This window comes from Neobittarella massiliensis (ex Bilen et al. 2018) (assembly GCF_014269355.1).
Classification (GTDB): domain Bacteria; phylum Bacillota; class Clostridia; order Oscillospirales; family Ruminococcaceae; genus Neobittarella; species Neobittarella massiliensis.
Map to the genome: position 1 here is coordinate 203,843 of NZ_JACOGI010000003.1, position 16,384 is coordinate 220,226.

Below are 16,384 nucleotides of genomic sequence, written 5' to 3' on the forward strand. Positions count from 1 at the left end.
ATCAGTCCCCGGCCGCTTTTTGCCCAGTTAAATATTTACTTCTTGTCGAACTTCTGCAGCATGCAGGTCACGGGGGCGTTGACACCTTCGGACCGGTGCAGCGCGATGCAGGCGCAGCAGTGACCGTGGTTCTCGCACTTTTCAGTGCAGGGACAGGTATCTTTGTTTTTGCTGGTCTCACAGGCCATGTTCGGCACTTCCTTTCTGGTCATGTTAGGGGCAGTATAACATATTCATCCAGCCAGCTCAAGAACATACGTGTAGAAACCCCATTTTTTTGCATTTTAATGCCATCTTTATATTATACTTATTGTATTTATTTTTCGATATTATACGCATTATGGATTTGAGTTTCTTTATCCTGTGTGACTTCTGTGTAAATAATTCCTGTTTTGGGTTCGTAGACACAGCTATAGTTGTACACAGTGACCTGTCACCTGTACAAATACAAGTGTCTCCTGTAAAAATTGACCTGTACTCTGTTTTTTGATATGATAAAAACAACCAAGGAGAAAAGGATGAGGGCTTAGCGACTATGTTTATTACCAGAGAGATCGATTACGCTTTTCGAGCGGTACGCGCGTTGGCGGGTGGCGGAAAGCTCAACATCAAGCAGATATGCGAGCAGGAGAGCATCCCCACCGAGTTTGGCTACAAGATACTCAAGAAGTTGAGCCGGGCGGGGCTGGTGACGGTGATCCGCGGTCAGGGCGGCGGTTACCGACTGTCGTGCGACCCCGACCACACCACACTGCTGGACATCGCCTCGGCTATTTCAGACAGCTTGTTTTTAAATGAGTGCGTGGAAAATGGTTACGACTGTATCAACAATACCGGAGACCGCAAATGTATGGTCAACCGCGAGCTGTGCCGCATCCAGAAGGTGCTTGACGCCGAACTGCGGGCCCACAGCCTGACCGAGATCTTGCAGGCCGACGACCAGCAAACGCCTGCCGAGTGATAGACCGTTTACCAGTATGGATGCATACCAAAAAAGCCCACCCGCAGCTCAGTTTGCTGCAGGTGGGCTTTAGAAATAAAGAGACCGGGGCCCCACGATAGGGGCGTCCCGGTCTCTTTTTAAGTGTGACGCACAAAGGTTTAAACGATTTACCGGTCATATGGGCAGCCGCGGTGCATTCTATTTGAGGTCAGTCGGCGGCCACGCTGTCATCATCCGACTCGAACTGGCTGTTGTACATGGTCTTGTAGAAACCACCTTGGGCGATGAGCTCGTCGTGGTTGCCCTGTTCGATGATGTTGCCGTCCTTCATCACTAGGATGAGATCGGCATCCTTGATGGTGGAGAGGCGGTGGGCGATGATAAAGCTGGTGCGGCCCTTCATCAGGTTGTGCATGGCGCGCTGGATACGCACCTCGGTGCGGGTATCGACCGAGGAAGTGGCCTCGTCTAAAATGAGGATCTTGGGATCAGAGACCATAGCACGGGCGATCGTGAGCAGCTGCTTTTGGCCTTGTGAGATGTTGCTGGCTTCCTCATTGAGTTCCATATCGTACCCGCCGGGCAGTGTTTTCACAAAGTGCTCCACATGGGCAGCTTTGCCGGCGGCATATACCTCTTCGTCGGTGGCGTCCAGCTTACCGTAACGGATATTCTCTTTGATAGACCCGCCATACAGCCAGGTATCCTGCAACACCATGCCGAACATATCGCGCAGATCGTGGCGCTTCATATCTTTGATGTTGACCCCATCGACCAGGATAGAGCCCGCACTCACATCGTAAAAACGCATGAGCAGTTTGACGATGGTGGTCTTACCGGCACCGGTGGGGCCGACGATGGCGATGCGCTGGCCGGGTTTCACATCGCAGGAGAAGTTTTTGATGATCAGGTCGTCGGGGCGGTAGCCAAACGAGACATCTTGGAAAGTGACCGAACCCTGCACCTGTGCGGGGGCCGACAGTTTATCGCCGTCGGGCTCCTCCTCACTCTCGGCCAGGAACTCGAACACCCGCTCGGCTGCGGCCGCGGTGGACTGCAGCACGTTGGCGATGGAGGCCATTTGGGCGATGGGCTGGTTGAACTGGCGCAAATACTGGATGAACGACTGTATATTGCCGATGCTGATCTGCCCATTGACAGCCATCCAGCCGCCCAGCACGCAGATGCCCACATAGCCCAGGTTGCCCACAAAGTTCATGATGGGCATCATCAGGCCAGAGAGGAACTGGCTCTTCCAGGCGGAACCGTGCAGCTTTTTGTTGATGGTCTTAAACTGATCGACGGCGATCTGCTCGCGGTTATAGGCCTTGATGACATTGTGGCCGGAGTACATCTCCTCGATATGGCCGTTGACCTCACCCAAAAAGCGCTGCTGGTTTTGGAAGTGCTTTTGCGATACCCGCACCACCAGCATGATAAGGCCGATGGAAATGGGCAGAATGACTAGCGCCACCAGTGTCATCCACACCGAGATCGAGAGCATCATATACAGCACGCCCAGCACAGTGGCCACCGAGGTGATCATTTGGGTTAAGGACTGGTTGAGTGTTTGCGACACCGTATCTACATCGTTGGTCACCCGGCTGAGCACCTCGCCGTGAGAGACCCGGTCGAAATAGGCCAGCGGCAAGCGGTTGATCTTTTGCGAGATATCGCGGCGCAGGTTGTAGCTGACCCGCTGCGAGACGCCGGTCATGATAAAGCCCTGGATATAGGAGAAGCCGGCGCTGACTGCGTACAGGGCGACCAACCACAAGAGGATCTGGGTGAGACCGTCAAAATCCATAGTGGGTTTTTGCGAGAGGTCGAGGTCCTTTACCTTTTTCAGGTTGTTTTTGGGGATCTTCTCCTCGATCTGGGCGCGGGCCTCGGCGGGCATCTGTTCCATCAGGTCCCCCACCGTCATACCGGCCGGAGCCTTGAACCCGTCGGGCATATTGTCCATAAACTGGTTATAGGCGGTGCGCTGTACATAGCCGTCGACGATCTTGTCGGTAGCGCGGCCCAATATTTTAGGGCCGGTGACCACGAACACCGTGCTGGCGATGGCAAAGACGAACACCAGAATGATCTTGACATAGTAGGGCCGCATGTAGCCGATGAGCTGGCTCATGGTGCCCTTAAAGTTTTTGGCCTTTTCTCCGGCCGGTTTTATGCCGCCGCCCCCCATGGGCCCATGGCGGCGTTTCTGGGCGGCGCTCATGCTAATTCCTCCTTTGACAGCTGGGACTGGGCGATCTCGCGGTAGACCTCACAGTTTTCCATCAGCTCTTGATGGGTGCCGATACCGGCCACCTCGCCGTCGTCCATGACCACGATCTGCTCGGCGTGCATGATGGTGGAGATACGCTGGGCCACGATGAGCACGGTAGAATTTTTGGTCTTGGGTTTTAGGGCGCGGCGCAGAGCGGCGTCGGTCTTAAAGTCGAGGGCCGAAAAGCTGTCGTCAAAAATGTAGATCTCGGGCTTTTTGACCAGTGCCCGGGCGATAGCCAAGCGCTGTTTTTGGCCGCCGGACACGTTGGTACCGCCCTGAGAGACCTCGGTCTCGAAGCGCTCGGGCTTCTCGTCGATAAACTCGGTGGCCTGGGCGATCTGGGCGGCCTCCTCCAGGGCGTCCTGCTCAGCCTCGGGGTCGCCAAAGCGCAGGTTGTCGGCGATGCTGCCGGTAAAGAGGATACCTTTTTGCGGCACCAGGCCGATCTTCTGGTGCAGGTCGTGCTGACTCATCTGCCGCACGTCGATGCCGTCGACCAATATCTGCCCCTGCGAGACATCGTAAAAGCGGGGGATGAGGTTGATGAGCGTGCTCTTACCGCTGCCGGTTGAGCCGATAAAGGCCGTGGTCTGGCCGGGCAGGGCGGTAAAAGAGACGTTGTGGATGACGTTTTCGTCGGCGCCGGGGTAGGCAAAGCTCACGTCTTTAAACTCCACTACACCAGTCTGGTCGGCTTTGGGGGCCTGCGGCGTTTTGGGGTCTTTAATAGCCGGTTCGCACTCCAACACGTCGAACACGCGCTGGGCCGAGACGCTGGCCCGGGGGATCATGACGAAGGCCATAGAGACCATGAGGAACGCCATGATGATCTGCATGGCGTACTGGATAAAGGCCATCATGTCACCGATCTGCAGTGTACCGGCATCGATAAAGTAAGAGCCCACCCACACGATGGCCACCGTCAGCAGGTTCATCACCAACATCATGGCCGGCATCATCAGGGTGATCATGCGGTTTACAAAGAGGTTGGTCTTGGTGAGATCGTTGTTGGCGTCGTCAAAGCGCTGTTCCTCGTGGGCCTCGTTGCCGAAAGCGCGGATGACCAGCATGCCCACCAGCGACTCGCGGGTGACCCGGTTGAGGCGGTCTACCAGCTTCTGGACCATTTTGAATTTGGGCATTGCCAGCGCAAACAGCACGATGATGAGGGTCAATATCATGACCACCGCCACGGCGATGAGCCAGGACATCGAGCCGCTTTTGCCCACCGCGCGGATGACGCCGCCCACCCCAACGATGGGGGCGTAGAATACAAAGCGGAGCATCATCACCACCACCATCTGCACCTGTTGGATGTCGTTGGTGGTGCGGGTGATGAGCGAAGAGGCGCCGAAGTGATCGAACTCGGTCAGAGAAAAGCTCTCGACCTTTTCGAACACATCGTCGCGCAGACGCATCGAGATACCGGCGGCGATGCGGGCGGCCAAAAAGCCCACCGCCACGGTGCACACCGTGCCGATGAGGGCCACTCCCAACATCTTGAGGCCGGCGGGCAGGATGTAATCGAGGTCGCCTACGGCAATACCGTTATTGATGATATCGGACATGTAGTCTGGCAGTGCCAGATCTGCCTGGGCCTGAAAGTACAGCAGTATAAATACCGCTGCGATCTGCCACAGGTAGTACTTGACGTATTTTTTGAGTTTTAACACGTTTTCTACTCCCCCTTATCTGTTTCGTGCTGTAATTGGTGGTAGTCGCGCATGTAGCCAACGGCCAACTGACACAGGCGCAGCATCTCGTCGAACTGCTGCTCCCCCATCTGTTTGGCCACATAGGCCAAGCTGTCGAGCGCGCGCTGGACGCGCCCGGCGATCATTTGACGGCCCTGATCGGTGACGGTGATCACTGCCCGGCGGCGGTCGCTGGGGCTGACGGTGCGCTGTAAAAAGCCTTTGGCCTCCAGCCCGTTGAGGGTAGTCGTCACCGAGGCCCGGCTGACTTCTAGTTTTTTGGCCAGCTGTGACGGAGTGACCCCCTGTATGCCCTGCTGATCGGCGTTATACAGGTGCATCATCACTGCCATCTCGCCGTGAAACAGGCCGCCGGTTGGCGATCTGCGCAGGCGCCTGGCTCCCAGTGAACAGCCCCACTCTAAAAAGCGGCGCGCCTGCTCCTGGTCCCTGTCCATAATACCCCCCCTGAAAAAATTGGTCTGCCGCACAGACAATAGCCCTGCACAGCATTTTTTGGACGTCACTGGCGGCGGCAAAGCGGAGCTTTTTACTGCCGCTGTCTCACACAAATAGTTAACCTTGTAAATTATTAATGCACCTTATTATACGCGTCTCTATAGTAATTTGCAACAGCCAGTTTGTAACGAAATTGTGAATTATAGACAGTTATCCTGTAAACAGGCGTATTTTTTACCGGTACAGGCCCGCCTTTCGCTGTTTTTCGTTAGGCTGTTTGGGGCAAACGTGGTACAATGCCTGTAAAGGAACACTGTTGGGGAGGTCCGCCATGCACACCGAAATTCTCACCGCTGCACACAACTTTTACGATACCGGCACCACCCGCCGCCTCTCGGAGCGCCGTCGGGCCCTGGGCCATTTATACGCTGCTCTGCAAAAGCACAAAAAGGGGCTGTTGGGCGCACTGCAACTGGATCTGGGCAAGAGCCCCTTTGAGAGCTACGAGACCGAGTTGGGCCTGCTGCTGCAGGATATTGGGCACACCGTAAAAAACATGCGGCAGTGGGCGGCACCGCAGCCACAGCCCATGCCGTTTCTGCACTACCCCTCTAAGAGCTGCGTGACGCCTGAACCGCTGGGCACGGTGCTGATCATCGCCCCCTGGAACTACCCGCTGCTGCTGACGCTGCAGCCGCTGGTGGCAGCCATTGCCGCCGGCAACTGTGCCGTGGTCAAGCCCTCTGAGTATGCGCCGCACACCGCCCGCGCTCTAAAAAAACTGCTGGCAGACTGCCTACCCGCCGGCTGGGTGCAGGTGGTATGCGGCGGTGTGGAGGAGACCCAGGCACTTTTAGACCTGCCTTTTGACCACATCTTTTTTACCGGCAGTACCCGGGTAGGCAAGCTGGTAATGGAGAAAGCCAGCCGGCACCTGACCCCGGTGACGCTGGAGCTGGGGGGCAAATCGCCCTGCATCGTGGAGAAGTCGGCAGACATTCCGCTGGCGGCACGGCGTATCGTGTGGGGCAAGTTTTTAAACGCAGGGCAGACCTGTGTGGCCCCCGATTACCTGCTGGTGCAGCGCCAGGTCCTGCCCCGGCTGCTGCGTGAGGTCGCGCGAGCTATCGAGCGCTTTTACGGGTCTGACCCGCTGCACAGCCCCGATCTGGCGCGCGTGGTCAACGCCCGCCATTTTGACCGGCTGGCCGGTTACCTGTTAAAAGAAGAGGTACTGCTGGGTGGTGACTGCGACCGGGCAGCTTTGAAGATCGCCCCCACGCTGGTGCGGGCCACCGAATCGTCCCCCACCATGGAGGACGAGATATTTGGCCCGATCCTGCCGGTGCAGGTATTCGACACACTGGATGATGCCATTAGCTTTACCAGGCGTTACCCCAAGCCGCTGGCGCTGTACCTATTTACCCGGCGCCACGATGTACGCCGCCGGGTGCTGGCTGCGTGCCCGTTTGGCGGCGGCTGTGTAAACGATACCATCATCCACCTGACCAGCCCCTTATTGCCCTTTGGCGGAGTGGGGGCCAGCGGCATGGGCCAGTATCACGGTAGGGCCGGCTTTGACACCTTTAGCCACTATAAAGCTGTGGTGCAAAAGGGCTGCTGGCTGGATATCCCGTTTCGCTATCCCCCCTACCGGCACAAGTTGGGACTGCTGCAGCTGCTGATGCACTGACTGGTACCCAGCTCACTCCACCGGTCTTTACATACCGCTGCCGCCGGGTCCGGGGTATGGTTTTTGCCGCATATGTGCGCTGTCAACGGCGAAAGCATTTTATAGAAGTGTGCTGCTGTGCCCGGAATGCTCTCGGTGTTGCCGGCCACAGGGGCAACAGGGACAACATAAAAGGTACAAAAAGGCCCAGATATCTGCTGTATGCCAGATATCTGGGCCTTTTTCTATGTATTTATGATCTGCCTACCGGAACCACACTCACCAAAGCGGTGTTTTGGCGATACAAAATTTGATGGGGATACCCTGCTGGGCAAACATCTGCTCGTGCTCGGTGACGATGTTCTCGGTATAATTGCTGTGGTGCAGGTCGCGGGTGAGATAAGTGATCTCGAACCCGGCTGTTTTAAAGTACAGCTGCGACTCTTCGAACAGCTCGTCGTCATCGGTCTTAAAGCGGATCTCGGCCCCCGGGGCCAAAAACTGCCGGTACTTTACCAGCTGCCGGGTATGGGTGAGCCGCCGCTTTTTATGTTTGCCGCGGGGCCAAGGATTGGGGAAATTGATGTAGATGCGCTCCACGGTATCTTCCGGCGCCAGCAGCTTCTCGATGACCTGTATCTCCTGAGGCATGATCTTGAGATTGTCTATCGGTCGGCCGACCGCCTCGTATGCGGCCTGACACTTGCGCCGTGCCTCGCCCATGACCTCGGTCTTGATATCGATAGCCAGGTAATTGGTCTGCGCGTTGGCGCTGGCCAGCTGCGAGATAAAGCCGCCTTTGCCGCAGCCCAGCTCGAGGTGCAGCGGCTGGCGGCGCACAAATTGTTCGGCCCAGCGGCCCCGGTACTGGGTGGGTTCTTTTATATAGTAGGGGCACACGGCCAACTCGCGGTGGGCCCACTCTTTTCTACGCATCCTCATGGGGTGTTTCTCCTCTGCCAAATGATAGGCCCGGGCACAGCCTTGACTGCCTGCCGCCCGGCCGTGGACATTGTACCACAAAATAGAGGTCGGCGCAAAGCGGCCGCTTAACCGGCGGCAGCCCTGGTGTAAAAAAGCAGCCGGGCACGCAAGTGCTGCCCAGCTGCTTTTTTATGTGGGAATATAAGCCCTTAACGGGGATTTGAGGGAGGTGTTTAGCCCTCGATGACTTTTACCCAGTACTCGCGGGAGCGGGGGCCGTCGAACTCGATAAAGAAGATGCCCTGCGACGAGCCGTGGGTCGCTTTGCCGTCTTTGACGATGCAGCTGACCGAACAGCCCATCAGGCTGCTCTTGATATGGCCGGCGGCGTCGAACGGCGTGTCGAACTGGTGCAGGTAGTTGGCCCTGGCCGGTACCATGCGGCCCAGTTCTTTTTGCATATCGGTGTGGCCGCGCTTATCCCAAAAAGAGGTGATGATGATGCCCGAAGTGGTGTGCGGGCAGGAGATGACACAGATGCCGTCTTTGATGCCGCTTTTGGCCACCACGTCGTTTACCTCTTTGGTGATATCGTGTACGCCCTGAAATTCGGTATTTATTTTGATGATCTCCAGCATGTTTCTTGGCCCTCCCTTAAATGATGACGACAGCCGACTCGCGGAAGCGCTTCGCTCCCTCATCCAGCTGGTGGACCGGCGAATCGGGACGGAAGTCGGGGATGCCCTTGATCAGGCCCCAGAATGCAGCCACGTAATCCATGGGGATGTGCTGCATGAGCGGATTGGCCCAGGGGTATTTGGGCTTGGGCAGGGTGATGACATCGACCCCGTCGGGGAACAGGCTGGCGTCGCCGTCGGTGATGACCACGGTGGGGCGGCCGATGACGGTGCAGGTGTGGATGGTCTCGAGCAGGCGGTCAAAGCTGGGGCAGGTGGTGTTGGCCACCACAAAGGTGCCCACCTTCTCGGGGTTTTTCATAAAGTAGTTGATGTGGTTCCAGTCCTCGGAGTCGTCGTTGGTGGTGAGACCGCCAAAGCTCTCGACCATTTTGGCCGAGCCGTAGAAAGCGGTGGCATAGTCGGCGCCGTCACCGATAAAGTCCATATTGTCCACGCCGGCATCGATCCATTTCTGGGTGATGGCCAGCATCTTGTTTTCGAGGTCCTCCATCACGGCGGGGGTGTAGGCGTGGGCGTAATCCACCAGCGCCTGACGGGCCTCTCTCTCCTGCTCCTCGGTCATTTTACCGCGGGCCACACCGTGATAAAGGCCAAATGCCATCAGGCCGAAGGTGCTGCCAAAATAGCTGGTCACGCAGGGGGCCGGGTGGTTTTCGGGTACGCCCAGGCTCACCACATGCTGTGCCTCTTTGGCAAAATCGCTCTCGGGGTTATCGGTAAAGGCCACCGACACACCGCCGTAGTGGTTGGTCCTGGCCATGGCCTCGATGACCCGGCGCACCTTGCCGGAGATGGAGACACCCAGCACCAGCGGGATGTCGTTTCCCTCACCGATCCACCAGCGGCGGTAGGTGTCGTAATAGCGAGTGAACTCGATGTTGCGCCAGGCCTCGGCCTTGACGGCGCCCACGTTGTTGATACCGGGGTTTTCGTACACCGGGCGGGCGGCGATGCCGGCGCAGTAGCTGTCGCCGCAGCCGGTGAGGATCACCTTGCGGGTCTTTAAAATATCCTCTTTGGGCACACAGCGGGCAAAGTGCTCGTAGGGCATCGTGGCATTGAGCGAATCCACTGTTTCTACTGCGGTGCGCACCTGGCGCAGCAGCTCGTTATTCATGCTTTTGGGGTCCATATATCTATACCTCCTCGCTGTGTCAGCCGTCGTCTCTCATGACCCGCACGATAACGTTGCGGGTGCGCGGTCCGTCAAATTCCAGCAGCAAAATATCTTCGCTGCGGCCGGCGACGAGCTCGCCGCCGGAGATGATCAGGCTCAGGGTAGAGCCGAACAGGGCGGTCTTGATGTGGCCGGCTGCGTCGTATGGGCTCTCGTGGTGGCAGAAGTCGATGCGGGACGGCACCAGCCGCTCCAGCTCTTCCTGCAGGTCGGCGCGCACGTCGGGGTAACCGGTGGTGGAACAGATACCGGCGGTGGAATGGGGGATCTGCACCACGCAGATACCTTCCTGCACGCCCGACTGGGCCACTGCCTCTTTGACGAAATCGGAAATGACCACTACATCGAACCTGCAGCTGGTCTCTAAAGTCTTTTTATACAGCATAACTTCACTACCTCCTTACACGATGGTGATCTTGCTCTGCCGGATGCGGGTGCCGCCCTGCTCGACATAGATAGGGTTGTCGCGGCGGAAGTTCTCGACACCCAGCAGCTCGGCGCTGTAGCCGGAGATAAAGTCGTAAGGCAGGTGCTGCATCAGCGGCGACAGCCAGGAGTAGGGGGCCTTGGGGGTGGTGAACACCTCGAACCGGTCGGCAAACTCCGACTTGTCGGCGTCGGTGACCACGATACAGGGGCTGCCCAGCTGATCGACCGCCACCAGCGTCTCTTTTACGCGGTTAAAGCTGGGGGTGTCAGAATTGGTGATGAACACCCGGCCGATGGTATTGGGATCGCGCAGGAAGTAGTTGATGTGGCACCAGTCCTCCGAGTCGTCGTAGGTGGTGTAGCCGCCGTAGGTCTCGAGGATCTTGGCCGAGCCGAAGAAGGCGGTGGCATAGTCGGCATAGTCGCCGACAAAGTCGACACAGCGCAGGTCTTTCCAGGTGCCGGCCAGCTCAAAGCAGCGCTGGTCCATCTCCTCGATGAGCGGCGCGTAGGAGGCGGCGTAGTCCACGATGGCCTGCACCATTTTTTTGTGCTCGCCGTCGGTGATGAAGCCTCTGGCTCTGCCGATGCGCAGCGCCAGGCACATGAGGGCCGAGACCGAGGCGCAGTAAGAGAGCAGGCCGGGGCCGTACTCGCCGGGCTTGGGCATATCCAACAGCAACACGTGGCGGGCTGCCTTGGCTGCCGGGCTGTCGGGGTCGTCGGTGATGAGCAGGCTGTTGGCGCCGTAGTGCTGGGCGCGCTCCATCGCTTCAACTACCCGGCTGACCGTGCCGGAGATGGAGATGCCGATGACCAGCGGCGTGTTGGGCGAGAACCCCAGCTGGCCTTTGTCCATATAGCGGTTAAACTCGATATTGCGCATCACCTGCACATTTTTCACCCCGCTGACCGATTCGAACAGCGGCCGCGCGGCGATACCGGCCAGCCAGCTGTCGCCGCAGCCGGTGATGACGATCTGCTGTGCGTCCCAGATCTCGGTCAGGGGCAAGGCATTATTGAGCTTGTCGTAGCCCATGCTCTCGACGATGGTCCGCACAAAGCCGGGTGCCAGGCGGGCCTGTCGGGCCATTGCGTTGTCGAACTGCATTTTGTCCATGAGATTCCCTCCACTTGATAATATTGTGACGGCGCCGCCGGAGAGAGGCGCCGGACTCCACTTTATTTAAATATAGACTTCCTCGTAGCTGGCGCTGTACCGGTCGAGCATATCGTGCGCCTGCTGGCGCAGCTGTGGGGTATAGTCGCCGATGAGGCCCATGTGCTGGGCGTTGATGGTGGCGGTGATGGTGCCGATAAGGCCGATATCTTTCATGCTGTGACCGCTGGCGTAAGCCCACAGCACCGCCGAGGTGCTGGTGTTGCCACAACCGGTGGGATCGGCTTTTCCCTCGGCGCGGATGATGGGGAAAAACAGCGCTTTACCGTCCTGTATGTAGTAGCTCCCCTTCTCACCCACCCGGAAGAATACCGGCACGGGGAATTTTTTGAAGAAACTGACCAGCTGCATCTCGTCGCTGATGCCAAACAGTTCCTGGCTCTCGAAGCCGTTGATAGAGAACATATCTACATAGCGCAGGCAGCGAAACAGCGTCTCGATCTTGTTGTAGCTGGCGGCGCGGAAGTCAGAGTACTCCCACATCACCTTGAAGCCGTAGCGCTGGCGGTACAGGTCCATCTCGCGAAACAGGTGCTCATCGGCGCTAAACAGCACATCCAGGCCGGCACAGTCGGCCAGATAGGGCTGCAGCAGCTCCATATCCGGGTCCATGAGCGCGCGCAGTTTTTCGGTGTAGGCCTCGGGGTTCTCTTTGGTGGGGACGCACACATAGGTGCCGTTTTCGGCGTATACCAGCCGGTAGTGTATCGTGTACTTGGCCCGCACACGGTTTCCCTCTAACGGGATGTTGTTTTTGCCAAACCAGCCGCCGAAATAGTCGACGAAATCCTCGCCCACATAGTTGACCGACAGCACATCGTCAGTCCACAGCTTCATGCCCGACATGGCAAAAACCGCCCCGCCGCCCAGGCGGTTTTTGATAGTCTTACCGTCGGCATACTCGATGTCGTCGATAATGACATAACCCGACGCCATAAATTTTTTTGACAAACAGGTGCACCTCCTAATTTATAGGGCAAAACGCCCCTCACCCCTGAACAGACCGGCAACAGTGCTGCCGGTCCACTCAGAAAATATATAATCTGTACATGTTACGTCTCTATATTACACCTAAACCAAGCATTTTGGCCAGAAATCGGTGGGAGAAGTTTGTACAAAAAAACTGTATACCTGTGCCAGAGGTTCCTTTTGTTAGGGGCAATTTGCATGTTGTGCTGTGCTGTCGCGTCACTTTTTAAGCAGATTTTCGGGGTGCGGCGGCAAGACACCAGGCAGACGGGCAGCGCCTTGACCGGTGGCGAGATCTGCATAGCGGCAGCCATAGGCGTACTGTGCCGGCCAAAACCGGCGCGGGTCGGCGGTCGTGAGGTGAAAAAAGCTGGTGACCTGCGGGCCGATAAACTGTAAAAGGAAGTGCCCGATGCCGGCCGGACAGCTGTTTGGACTACCGCCGGTACGGCGCACCGCGCGATGATATGCGGCTTAGTGGCTGGTGGCTGGTGGCAGGTGTTAACTATCATAAGCGACAGCAACACTGCGCCCGCTTTCGGGGCTACGGCGGCAGCGGGTGCAGGTCTGTCATCTTCGCGACCACACATTGCCCCGATGCACATAAAGAGAGCCCCACTGCCCAGATCGGGCGATGAGGCTCTCCCCGTTTGCAGATATTTCATTTTCCAGCACCGGCACATAAGACACTGTGCCCTGCGCGCCGGTAAACGCCCTACTGTACCCGAACGTGGACCACGGTCCTGGCCGGCAACCTGCCGCTGAGCAGGCCGTTTTGTATATCGGCCTCACCGCTGCCCAAAATGATCTCGCAGCTGGCACCGTCTGCCCGGCACAGCGGGCCGGTATAGTCGCTGTCGGTATCGTTATAGAAGCTGTAAATGGTCTCGCTGCCGTCATCAGCGGCGAAGCGGTTACAGTATACGTCGTCGGCTCTGGTGGGCCAAAACGGTATGGGATCGGCGCACTGATAGGTGAGCCGATGAGCCATGTACACCGCTTTCCAGCCCTTGATGGTCTGGCGCTGCTCGGCGCAAAACGGCATCCAGCGGCCAAAGATATCCTGCCAGATGACCATGGGCACCGCCGAGAACTGGGAGTACTGGATGAGCAGGTCTTTATCCTCTTTGCGGTACCAGCGGGAGATGACCGGCGCAATGTGCCGTGGCAGCAGATAGCGCAGGATATCTACCTGCGGCATGGGCCGGGTGGCCCAGAACTCGTCCCAGGAGGTGGTGATGATCTCCATGGGGCGTTTTTTGGTGGGGTGAGACTGAGTGGTCATCACCAGGCCCGGGCGCACCGCATTACATTTCTCACGGAACGACTCGGGGATCGCGCTGAGCGTATCCAGCTGGTAGCCGTCGGCGTCGGTATCGGCCAGCAGCTTGGCAAACTCGTCGCCCAAGCTGTCGGTCGACTCGTGGCTGCCGGCATCCCAGGGGATATAGGGCATAAACACCTGCACGCCGTGCCGGTGAAACTCTTCCACCGCCTGGCGGATGGCCGGGCGCCCGCCGGGAAAATCGTCGAAGAACTGCCACTGGCTGCGGCGGTCGATACCCAGGCGGGGGTACTGGTTCCACACGGTGACGGTGTCGAAACCGCCGAATTCATCCCCCTCGGCCAACAGTTTTTCCACATCGATCTTCTTTTTTACCGGGTCAAAGCCCTCGGTGCCGTAGAGGAAGGTAAAGTTGTGTAAAAACTTTTCGCTGAACCACTTGAGGTCGGGCTTATCGTACTCTCTGAAATCGTACGGGGCCTCCCACTGGGCGCGGTAGCGGCGAAATGCCTCCGGCCATCCATCCGTGAGGCCGGTGATCTCTAACTCGATGGTGTCGGCATAGGTGGCGTCGGGGTTGATGGGCAGACTGTGCTCATGCAGTTCCTCGGCGCTGGCGATGGTAGAAAGACTCATGTTGCGGTTTTGTACCGCCCCGTCATCAGACAGATCGGCCAGCGACGGAAAGCGCACGCTGAAGCCGTACTGGTCCTCGGCATCGGTGACCACCAGCGGGGGCTTGATATCCGAGTTCATAAAGCTCTCTTTGGCCAATTTCAGCAGTTGCTTGCCCTCCCGGTTCTGCACGGCACCGGCCGGGTAATAGTACTTGTCGCCGGCACCGGCCATCTGCATCGCGGCCAAAAATGGGCTGTGGATAAACAGCTCGTAGGGGACTTTTTCACGGTAGAGATCTTTTACCTGTAAGAGCACGGTGACCGTATCTTTTTTGTCGCTGATCAGGTGCAGCCGCATAGACAGCTGCAGGTCGCGGTTCTCCAGCAGCACCGTGGCCATCTCGCGGGTATTGTCTTGGGCGGCATAGGCGCCGCAGACCGACAGATCGGCCGAGGTGTACTGCCTGCCCATAAAGGTAAAGGTGAGCAGTTCGCGGTCGGTGTTTGACACCCGGCCGCTGTGCAGGTTGGAAAACTCCTGCATTCTGAGCCCGTTTTGGTAGCAGAGCACCGCCCGGACACTGTTATTTTCCAGGATAAAGGTCTGTTTTTCTCGGTTGTGGGTGATCATGGTCACAGCTCCTCCCCGTCACAGTCTTTGACGCAGCGAAAACCCACCGTGGCGTTGCGGTCCATACCCGGGGCCAGCAGGTGCATCTTCAGATGTGCGTCGTTGGGTTGGGGGCCGCCTTCGGCGTGCCAGTAGTGGTGGGCGCGGTAGTAGCAGCCGCCCCGCAACAGAGTAAAGAAGTGACAGCCGTCGTCGTGGGTGTCCTCGACCATCTCCCAGCTGTTGCCGCACATATCCATACAGCCCACCGGCGACACCCCCTGTGGATAGGCGTCGACCCGACTGAGCGCATCGGTGTAGAAATTCCCTTTAGAGAGGTCGAGTTTATCGCCCCACGGCCACTTGAGCGCGTCGGGGCCGGCGGCCAGGTACTGCCACTCGAAATCTTTGGGCAGGCGCTTGCCGTAATGGGCGGCGTAGGCGCGGGCATCGTTCTGGTCGACGTTGGTGACCGGCTTATCGGCGTCCCCCTCTAAGTACTTGCCGTCTACCCAGTGCTTTAAAAAGTTGGTGTCGTCGGCAGGGCGGTACCCGCTCTCCTGCATAAAGAGCCAGTACATGTGGTTGGTCACCGGGTACACATCGGCCTGTAAGGGGCCCACCGTCACCGGTATAGGGCCGTGCTCACATTGGCAGTCGCCCTCCATCACCCGGTGTACCACCCGGTAAATGTAGCTGGCACGCGGAACTTTCACCAGCTTTTGCTCTAAATAGTTTGCCATAGGTATCTCTCCTGTCGGTCGCGCCGCAGCCCGCCGCCGCGGCAGTTTGAAAAGGCCGGTGGTGACCGGCCCTCAGGCCTCTTCTCTGAGCACCGATTTATCGGGCAGGCACAACACATCTTTGATGCTGCTCTTTAAGATGGTCTTGGAGTATCCCGGCCGCAGCACCACTGCCGTGTCGGCCCCGTGGCCGGTGCCGCCCACGGCGACGATATCCTCCCCGTAAGGGATGTGGCCGCCATCTAGTGCCATAGCTGCGCACTCGACGCAGACCTTGGCCCCCTGCGAGAGCATATACAGCGTGTGGGCGATGAGCTCGAGCGGGTACATACCGCCGGCATCGGTGGAGATGCTGCGCTCACCGGCCGAGAGCGCGTGAGCCGCCGTGCACACGGCAAAGCCGTCGTCTTTTAGCTGCTGGCGCACCGTCTCATCCATCACATTTTGCCCGAGCTTGCGCGAGCCGTAGGCCAGCGTGACGACCGTCACCTGCACCCCGCAGTTTTTAAAGTACTGGGCGGTATAGCCGGTAGAGCTGGCGATGACGATATGCCGGATGCCCCGCTCCTTGGCGGTCTGTATGGCGATACGGGCGGTCTCCTCGGTACCTGCTTTGCCTATTTTAGTAAAGATCATAGTCGTTTCCTCTCTCATTTCGTATTGGCGGACGTCGCTCACCTGACCGGCGGCGCATGCCACTTCA

General features: G+C 58.0%; 15 protein-coding genes. 2 read left to right on the top strand and 13 right to left on the bottom strand.

What is annotated here, in order from left to right:
* Positions 1–35: 35 nt before the first annotated feature.
* Positions 36–188 carry a hypothetical protein gene (locus tag H8K20_RS12795; protein WP_164998160.1) on the bottom strand — a complete coding sequence of 51 codons (153 nt, stop codon included), beginning with the start codon at positions 186–188 and terminating at the stop codon, positions 36–38.
* Positions 189–535: 347 nt separating this feature from the next.
* Here H8K20_RS12795 and H8K20_RS12800 point away from each other — a divergent pair, with 347 nt between their 5' ends.
* Positions 536–961 carry an RrF2 family transcriptional regulator gene (locus H8K20_RS12800; RefSeq protein ID WP_186488691.1) on the top strand — a complete coding sequence of 142 codons (426 nt, stop codon included), beginning with the start codon at positions 536–538 and terminating at the stop codon, positions 959–961.
* Between the two features lie 190 nt (positions 962–1,151).
* Here H8K20_RS12800 and H8K20_RS12805 read toward each other — a convergent pair whose 3' ends face one another.
* The 3 genes from H8K20_RS12805 to H8K20_RS12815 are packed head-to-tail and all read right to left on the bottom strand — an operon-like array spanning position 1,152 to position 5,373.
* Positions 1,152–3,167, bottom strand: a complete 2,016-nt coding sequence (locus H8K20_RS12805) for an ABC transporter ATP-binding protein (RefSeq protein ID WP_243206533.1) — start codon at positions 3,165–3,167, stop codon at positions 1,152–1,154.
* Positions 3,164–4,894, bottom strand: coding sequence for an ABC transporter ATP-binding protein (locus tag H8K20_RS12810; RefSeq protein ID WP_154866431.1), 1,731 nt, complete (start codon positions 4,892–4,894; stop codon positions 3,164–3,166). The genes H8K20_RS12805 and H8K20_RS12810 overlap by 4 nt, the downstream gene beginning before the upstream one ends.
* 5 nt (positions 4,895–4,899) lie before the next feature.
* Positions 4,900–5,373, bottom strand: coding sequence for a MarR family winged helix-turn-helix transcriptional regulator (locus H8K20_RS12815; protein WP_186488692.1), 474 nt, complete (start codon positions 5,371–5,373; stop codon positions 4,900–4,902).
* 332 nt (positions 5,374–5,705) lie between these two features.
* On the opposite strand from H8K20_RS12815, the gene H8K20_RS12820 reads away from it, so the two are divergent.
* Positions 5,706–7,067 (top strand): aldehyde dehydrogenase, encoded by a 1,362-nt coding sequence (locus H8K20_RS12820; protein WP_186488693.1) that lies wholly within the window; start codon positions 5,706–5,708, stop codon positions 7,065–7,067.
* A 258-nt stretch (positions 7,068–7,325) separates the two neighbouring features.
* On the opposite strand, the gene trmB is transcribed toward H8K20_RS12820, so the two are convergent.
* The 9 genes from trmB to H8K20_RS12865 form a co-directional block, all read right to left on the bottom strand.
* Positions 7,326–7,988 carry a tRNA (guanosine(46)-N7)-methyltransferase TrmB gene (gene trmB / locus H8K20_RS12825; protein WP_186488694.1) on the bottom strand — a complete coding sequence of 221 codons (663 nt, stop codon included), beginning with the start codon at positions 7,986–7,988 and terminating at the stop codon, positions 7,326–7,328.
* Between the two features lie 215 nt (positions 7,989–8,203).
* On the bottom strand, positions 8,204–8,608 hold the full coding sequence (locus H8K20_RS12830; protein ID WP_105204490.1) for a secondary thiamine-phosphate synthase enzyme YjbQ: 405 nt from the start codon (positions 8,606–8,608) through the stop codon (positions 8,204–8,206).
* A gap of 16 nt (positions 8,609–8,624) precedes the next feature.
* Positions 8,625–9,803 carry an SIS domain-containing protein gene (locus tag H8K20_RS12835; RefSeq protein WP_105204489.1) on the bottom strand — a complete coding sequence of 393 codons (1,179 nt, stop codon included), beginning with the start codon at positions 9,801–9,803 and terminating at the stop codon, positions 8,625–8,627.
* Between the two features lie 22 nt (positions 9,804–9,825).
* Positions 9,826–10,233 carry a secondary thiamine-phosphate synthase enzyme YjbQ gene (locus tag H8K20_RS12840; RefSeq protein ID WP_105204488.1) on the bottom strand — a complete coding sequence of 136 codons (408 nt, stop codon included), beginning with the start codon at positions 10,231–10,233 and terminating at the stop codon, positions 9,826–9,828.
* Between the two features lie 15 nt (positions 10,234–10,248).
* Complete coding sequence (locus tag H8K20_RS12845) at positions 10,249–11,397, bottom strand: SIS domain-containing protein (protein ID WP_186488695.1); 1,149 nt, start codon at positions 11,395–11,397, stop codon at positions 10,249–10,251.
* 66 nt (positions 11,398–11,463) lie between these two features.
* Complete coding sequence (locus H8K20_RS12850) at positions 11,464–12,408, bottom strand: carbohydrate kinase family protein (RefSeq protein WP_105204486.1); 945 nt, start codon at positions 12,406–12,408, stop codon at positions 11,464–11,466.
* A 733-nt stretch (positions 12,409–13,141) separates the two neighbouring features.
* Positions 13,142–14,965, bottom strand: a complete 1,824-nt coding sequence (locus H8K20_RS12855) for a hypothetical protein (RefSeq protein WP_186488696.1) — start codon at positions 14,963–14,965, stop codon at positions 13,142–13,144.
* Positions 14,962–15,681, bottom strand: a complete 720-nt coding sequence (locus tag H8K20_RS12860; protein ID WP_186488697.1) for a formylglycine-generating enzyme family protein — start codon at positions 15,679–15,681, stop codon at positions 14,962–14,964. Before H8K20_RS12860 ends, H8K20_RS12855 begins: the two co-directional genes overlap by 4 nt.
* A 72-nt stretch (positions 15,682–15,753) precedes the next feature.
* Positions 15,754–16,317, bottom strand: coding sequence for a pyruvate kinase alpha/beta domain-containing protein (locus H8K20_RS12865; protein ID WP_186488698.1), 564 nt, complete (start codon positions 16,315–16,317; stop codon positions 15,754–15,756).
* Positions 16,318–16,384 lie beyond the last annotated feature (67 nt).

What these genes read in the sequence shown, in the direction of transcription:
- H8K20_RS12795 (WP_164998160.1), bottom strand. Translation starts at nt 188, where the DNA reads ATGGCCTGTGAGACCAGCAAAAACAAAGATACCTGTCCCTGCACTGAA.
- H8K20_RS12800 (WP_186488691.1), top strand. Translation starts at nt 536, where the DNA reads ATGTTTATTACCAGAGAGATCGATTACGCTTTTCGAGCGGTACGCGCG.
- H8K20_RS12805 (WP_243206533.1), bottom strand. Translation starts at nt 3,167, where the DNA reads ATGAGCGCCGCCCAGAAACGCCGCCATGGGCCCATGGGGGGCGGCGGC.
- H8K20_RS12815 (WP_186488692.1), bottom strand. Translation starts at nt 5,373, where the DNA reads ATGGACAGGGACCAGGAGCAGGCGCGCCGCTTTTTAGAGTGGGGCTGT.
- H8K20_RS12820 (WP_186488693.1), top strand. Translation starts at nt 5,706, where the DNA reads ATGCACACCGAAATTCTCACCGCTGCACACAACTTTTACGATACCGGC.
- trmB (WP_186488694.1), bottom strand. Translation starts at nt 7,988, where the DNA reads ATGAGGATGCGTAGAAAAGAGTGGGCCCACCGCGAGTTGGCCGTGTGC.
- H8K20_RS12830 (WP_105204490.1), bottom strand. Translation starts at nt 8,608, where the DNA reads ATGCTGGAGATCATCAAAATAAATACCGAATTTCAGGGCGTACACGAT.
- H8K20_RS12835 (WP_105204489.1), bottom strand. Translation starts at nt 9,803, where the DNA reads ATGGACCCCAAAAGCATGAATAACGAGCTGCTGCGCCAGGTGCGCACC.
- H8K20_RS12840 (WP_105204488.1), bottom strand. Translation starts at nt 10,233, where the DNA reads ATGCTGTATAAAAAGACTTTAGAGACCAGCTGCAGGTTCGATGTAGTG.
- H8K20_RS12845 (WP_186488695.1), bottom strand. Translation starts at nt 11,397, where the DNA reads ATGGACAAAATGCAGTTCGACAACGCAATGGCCCGACAGGCCCGCCTG.
- H8K20_RS12860 (WP_186488697.1), bottom strand. Translation starts at nt 15,681, where the DNA reads ATGGCAAACTATTTAGAGCAAAAGCTGGTGAAAGTTCCGCGTGCCAGC.
- H8K20_RS12865 (WP_186488698.1), bottom strand. Translation starts at nt 16,317, where the DNA reads ATGATCTTTACTAAAATAGGCAAAGCAGGTACCGAGGAGACCGCCCGT.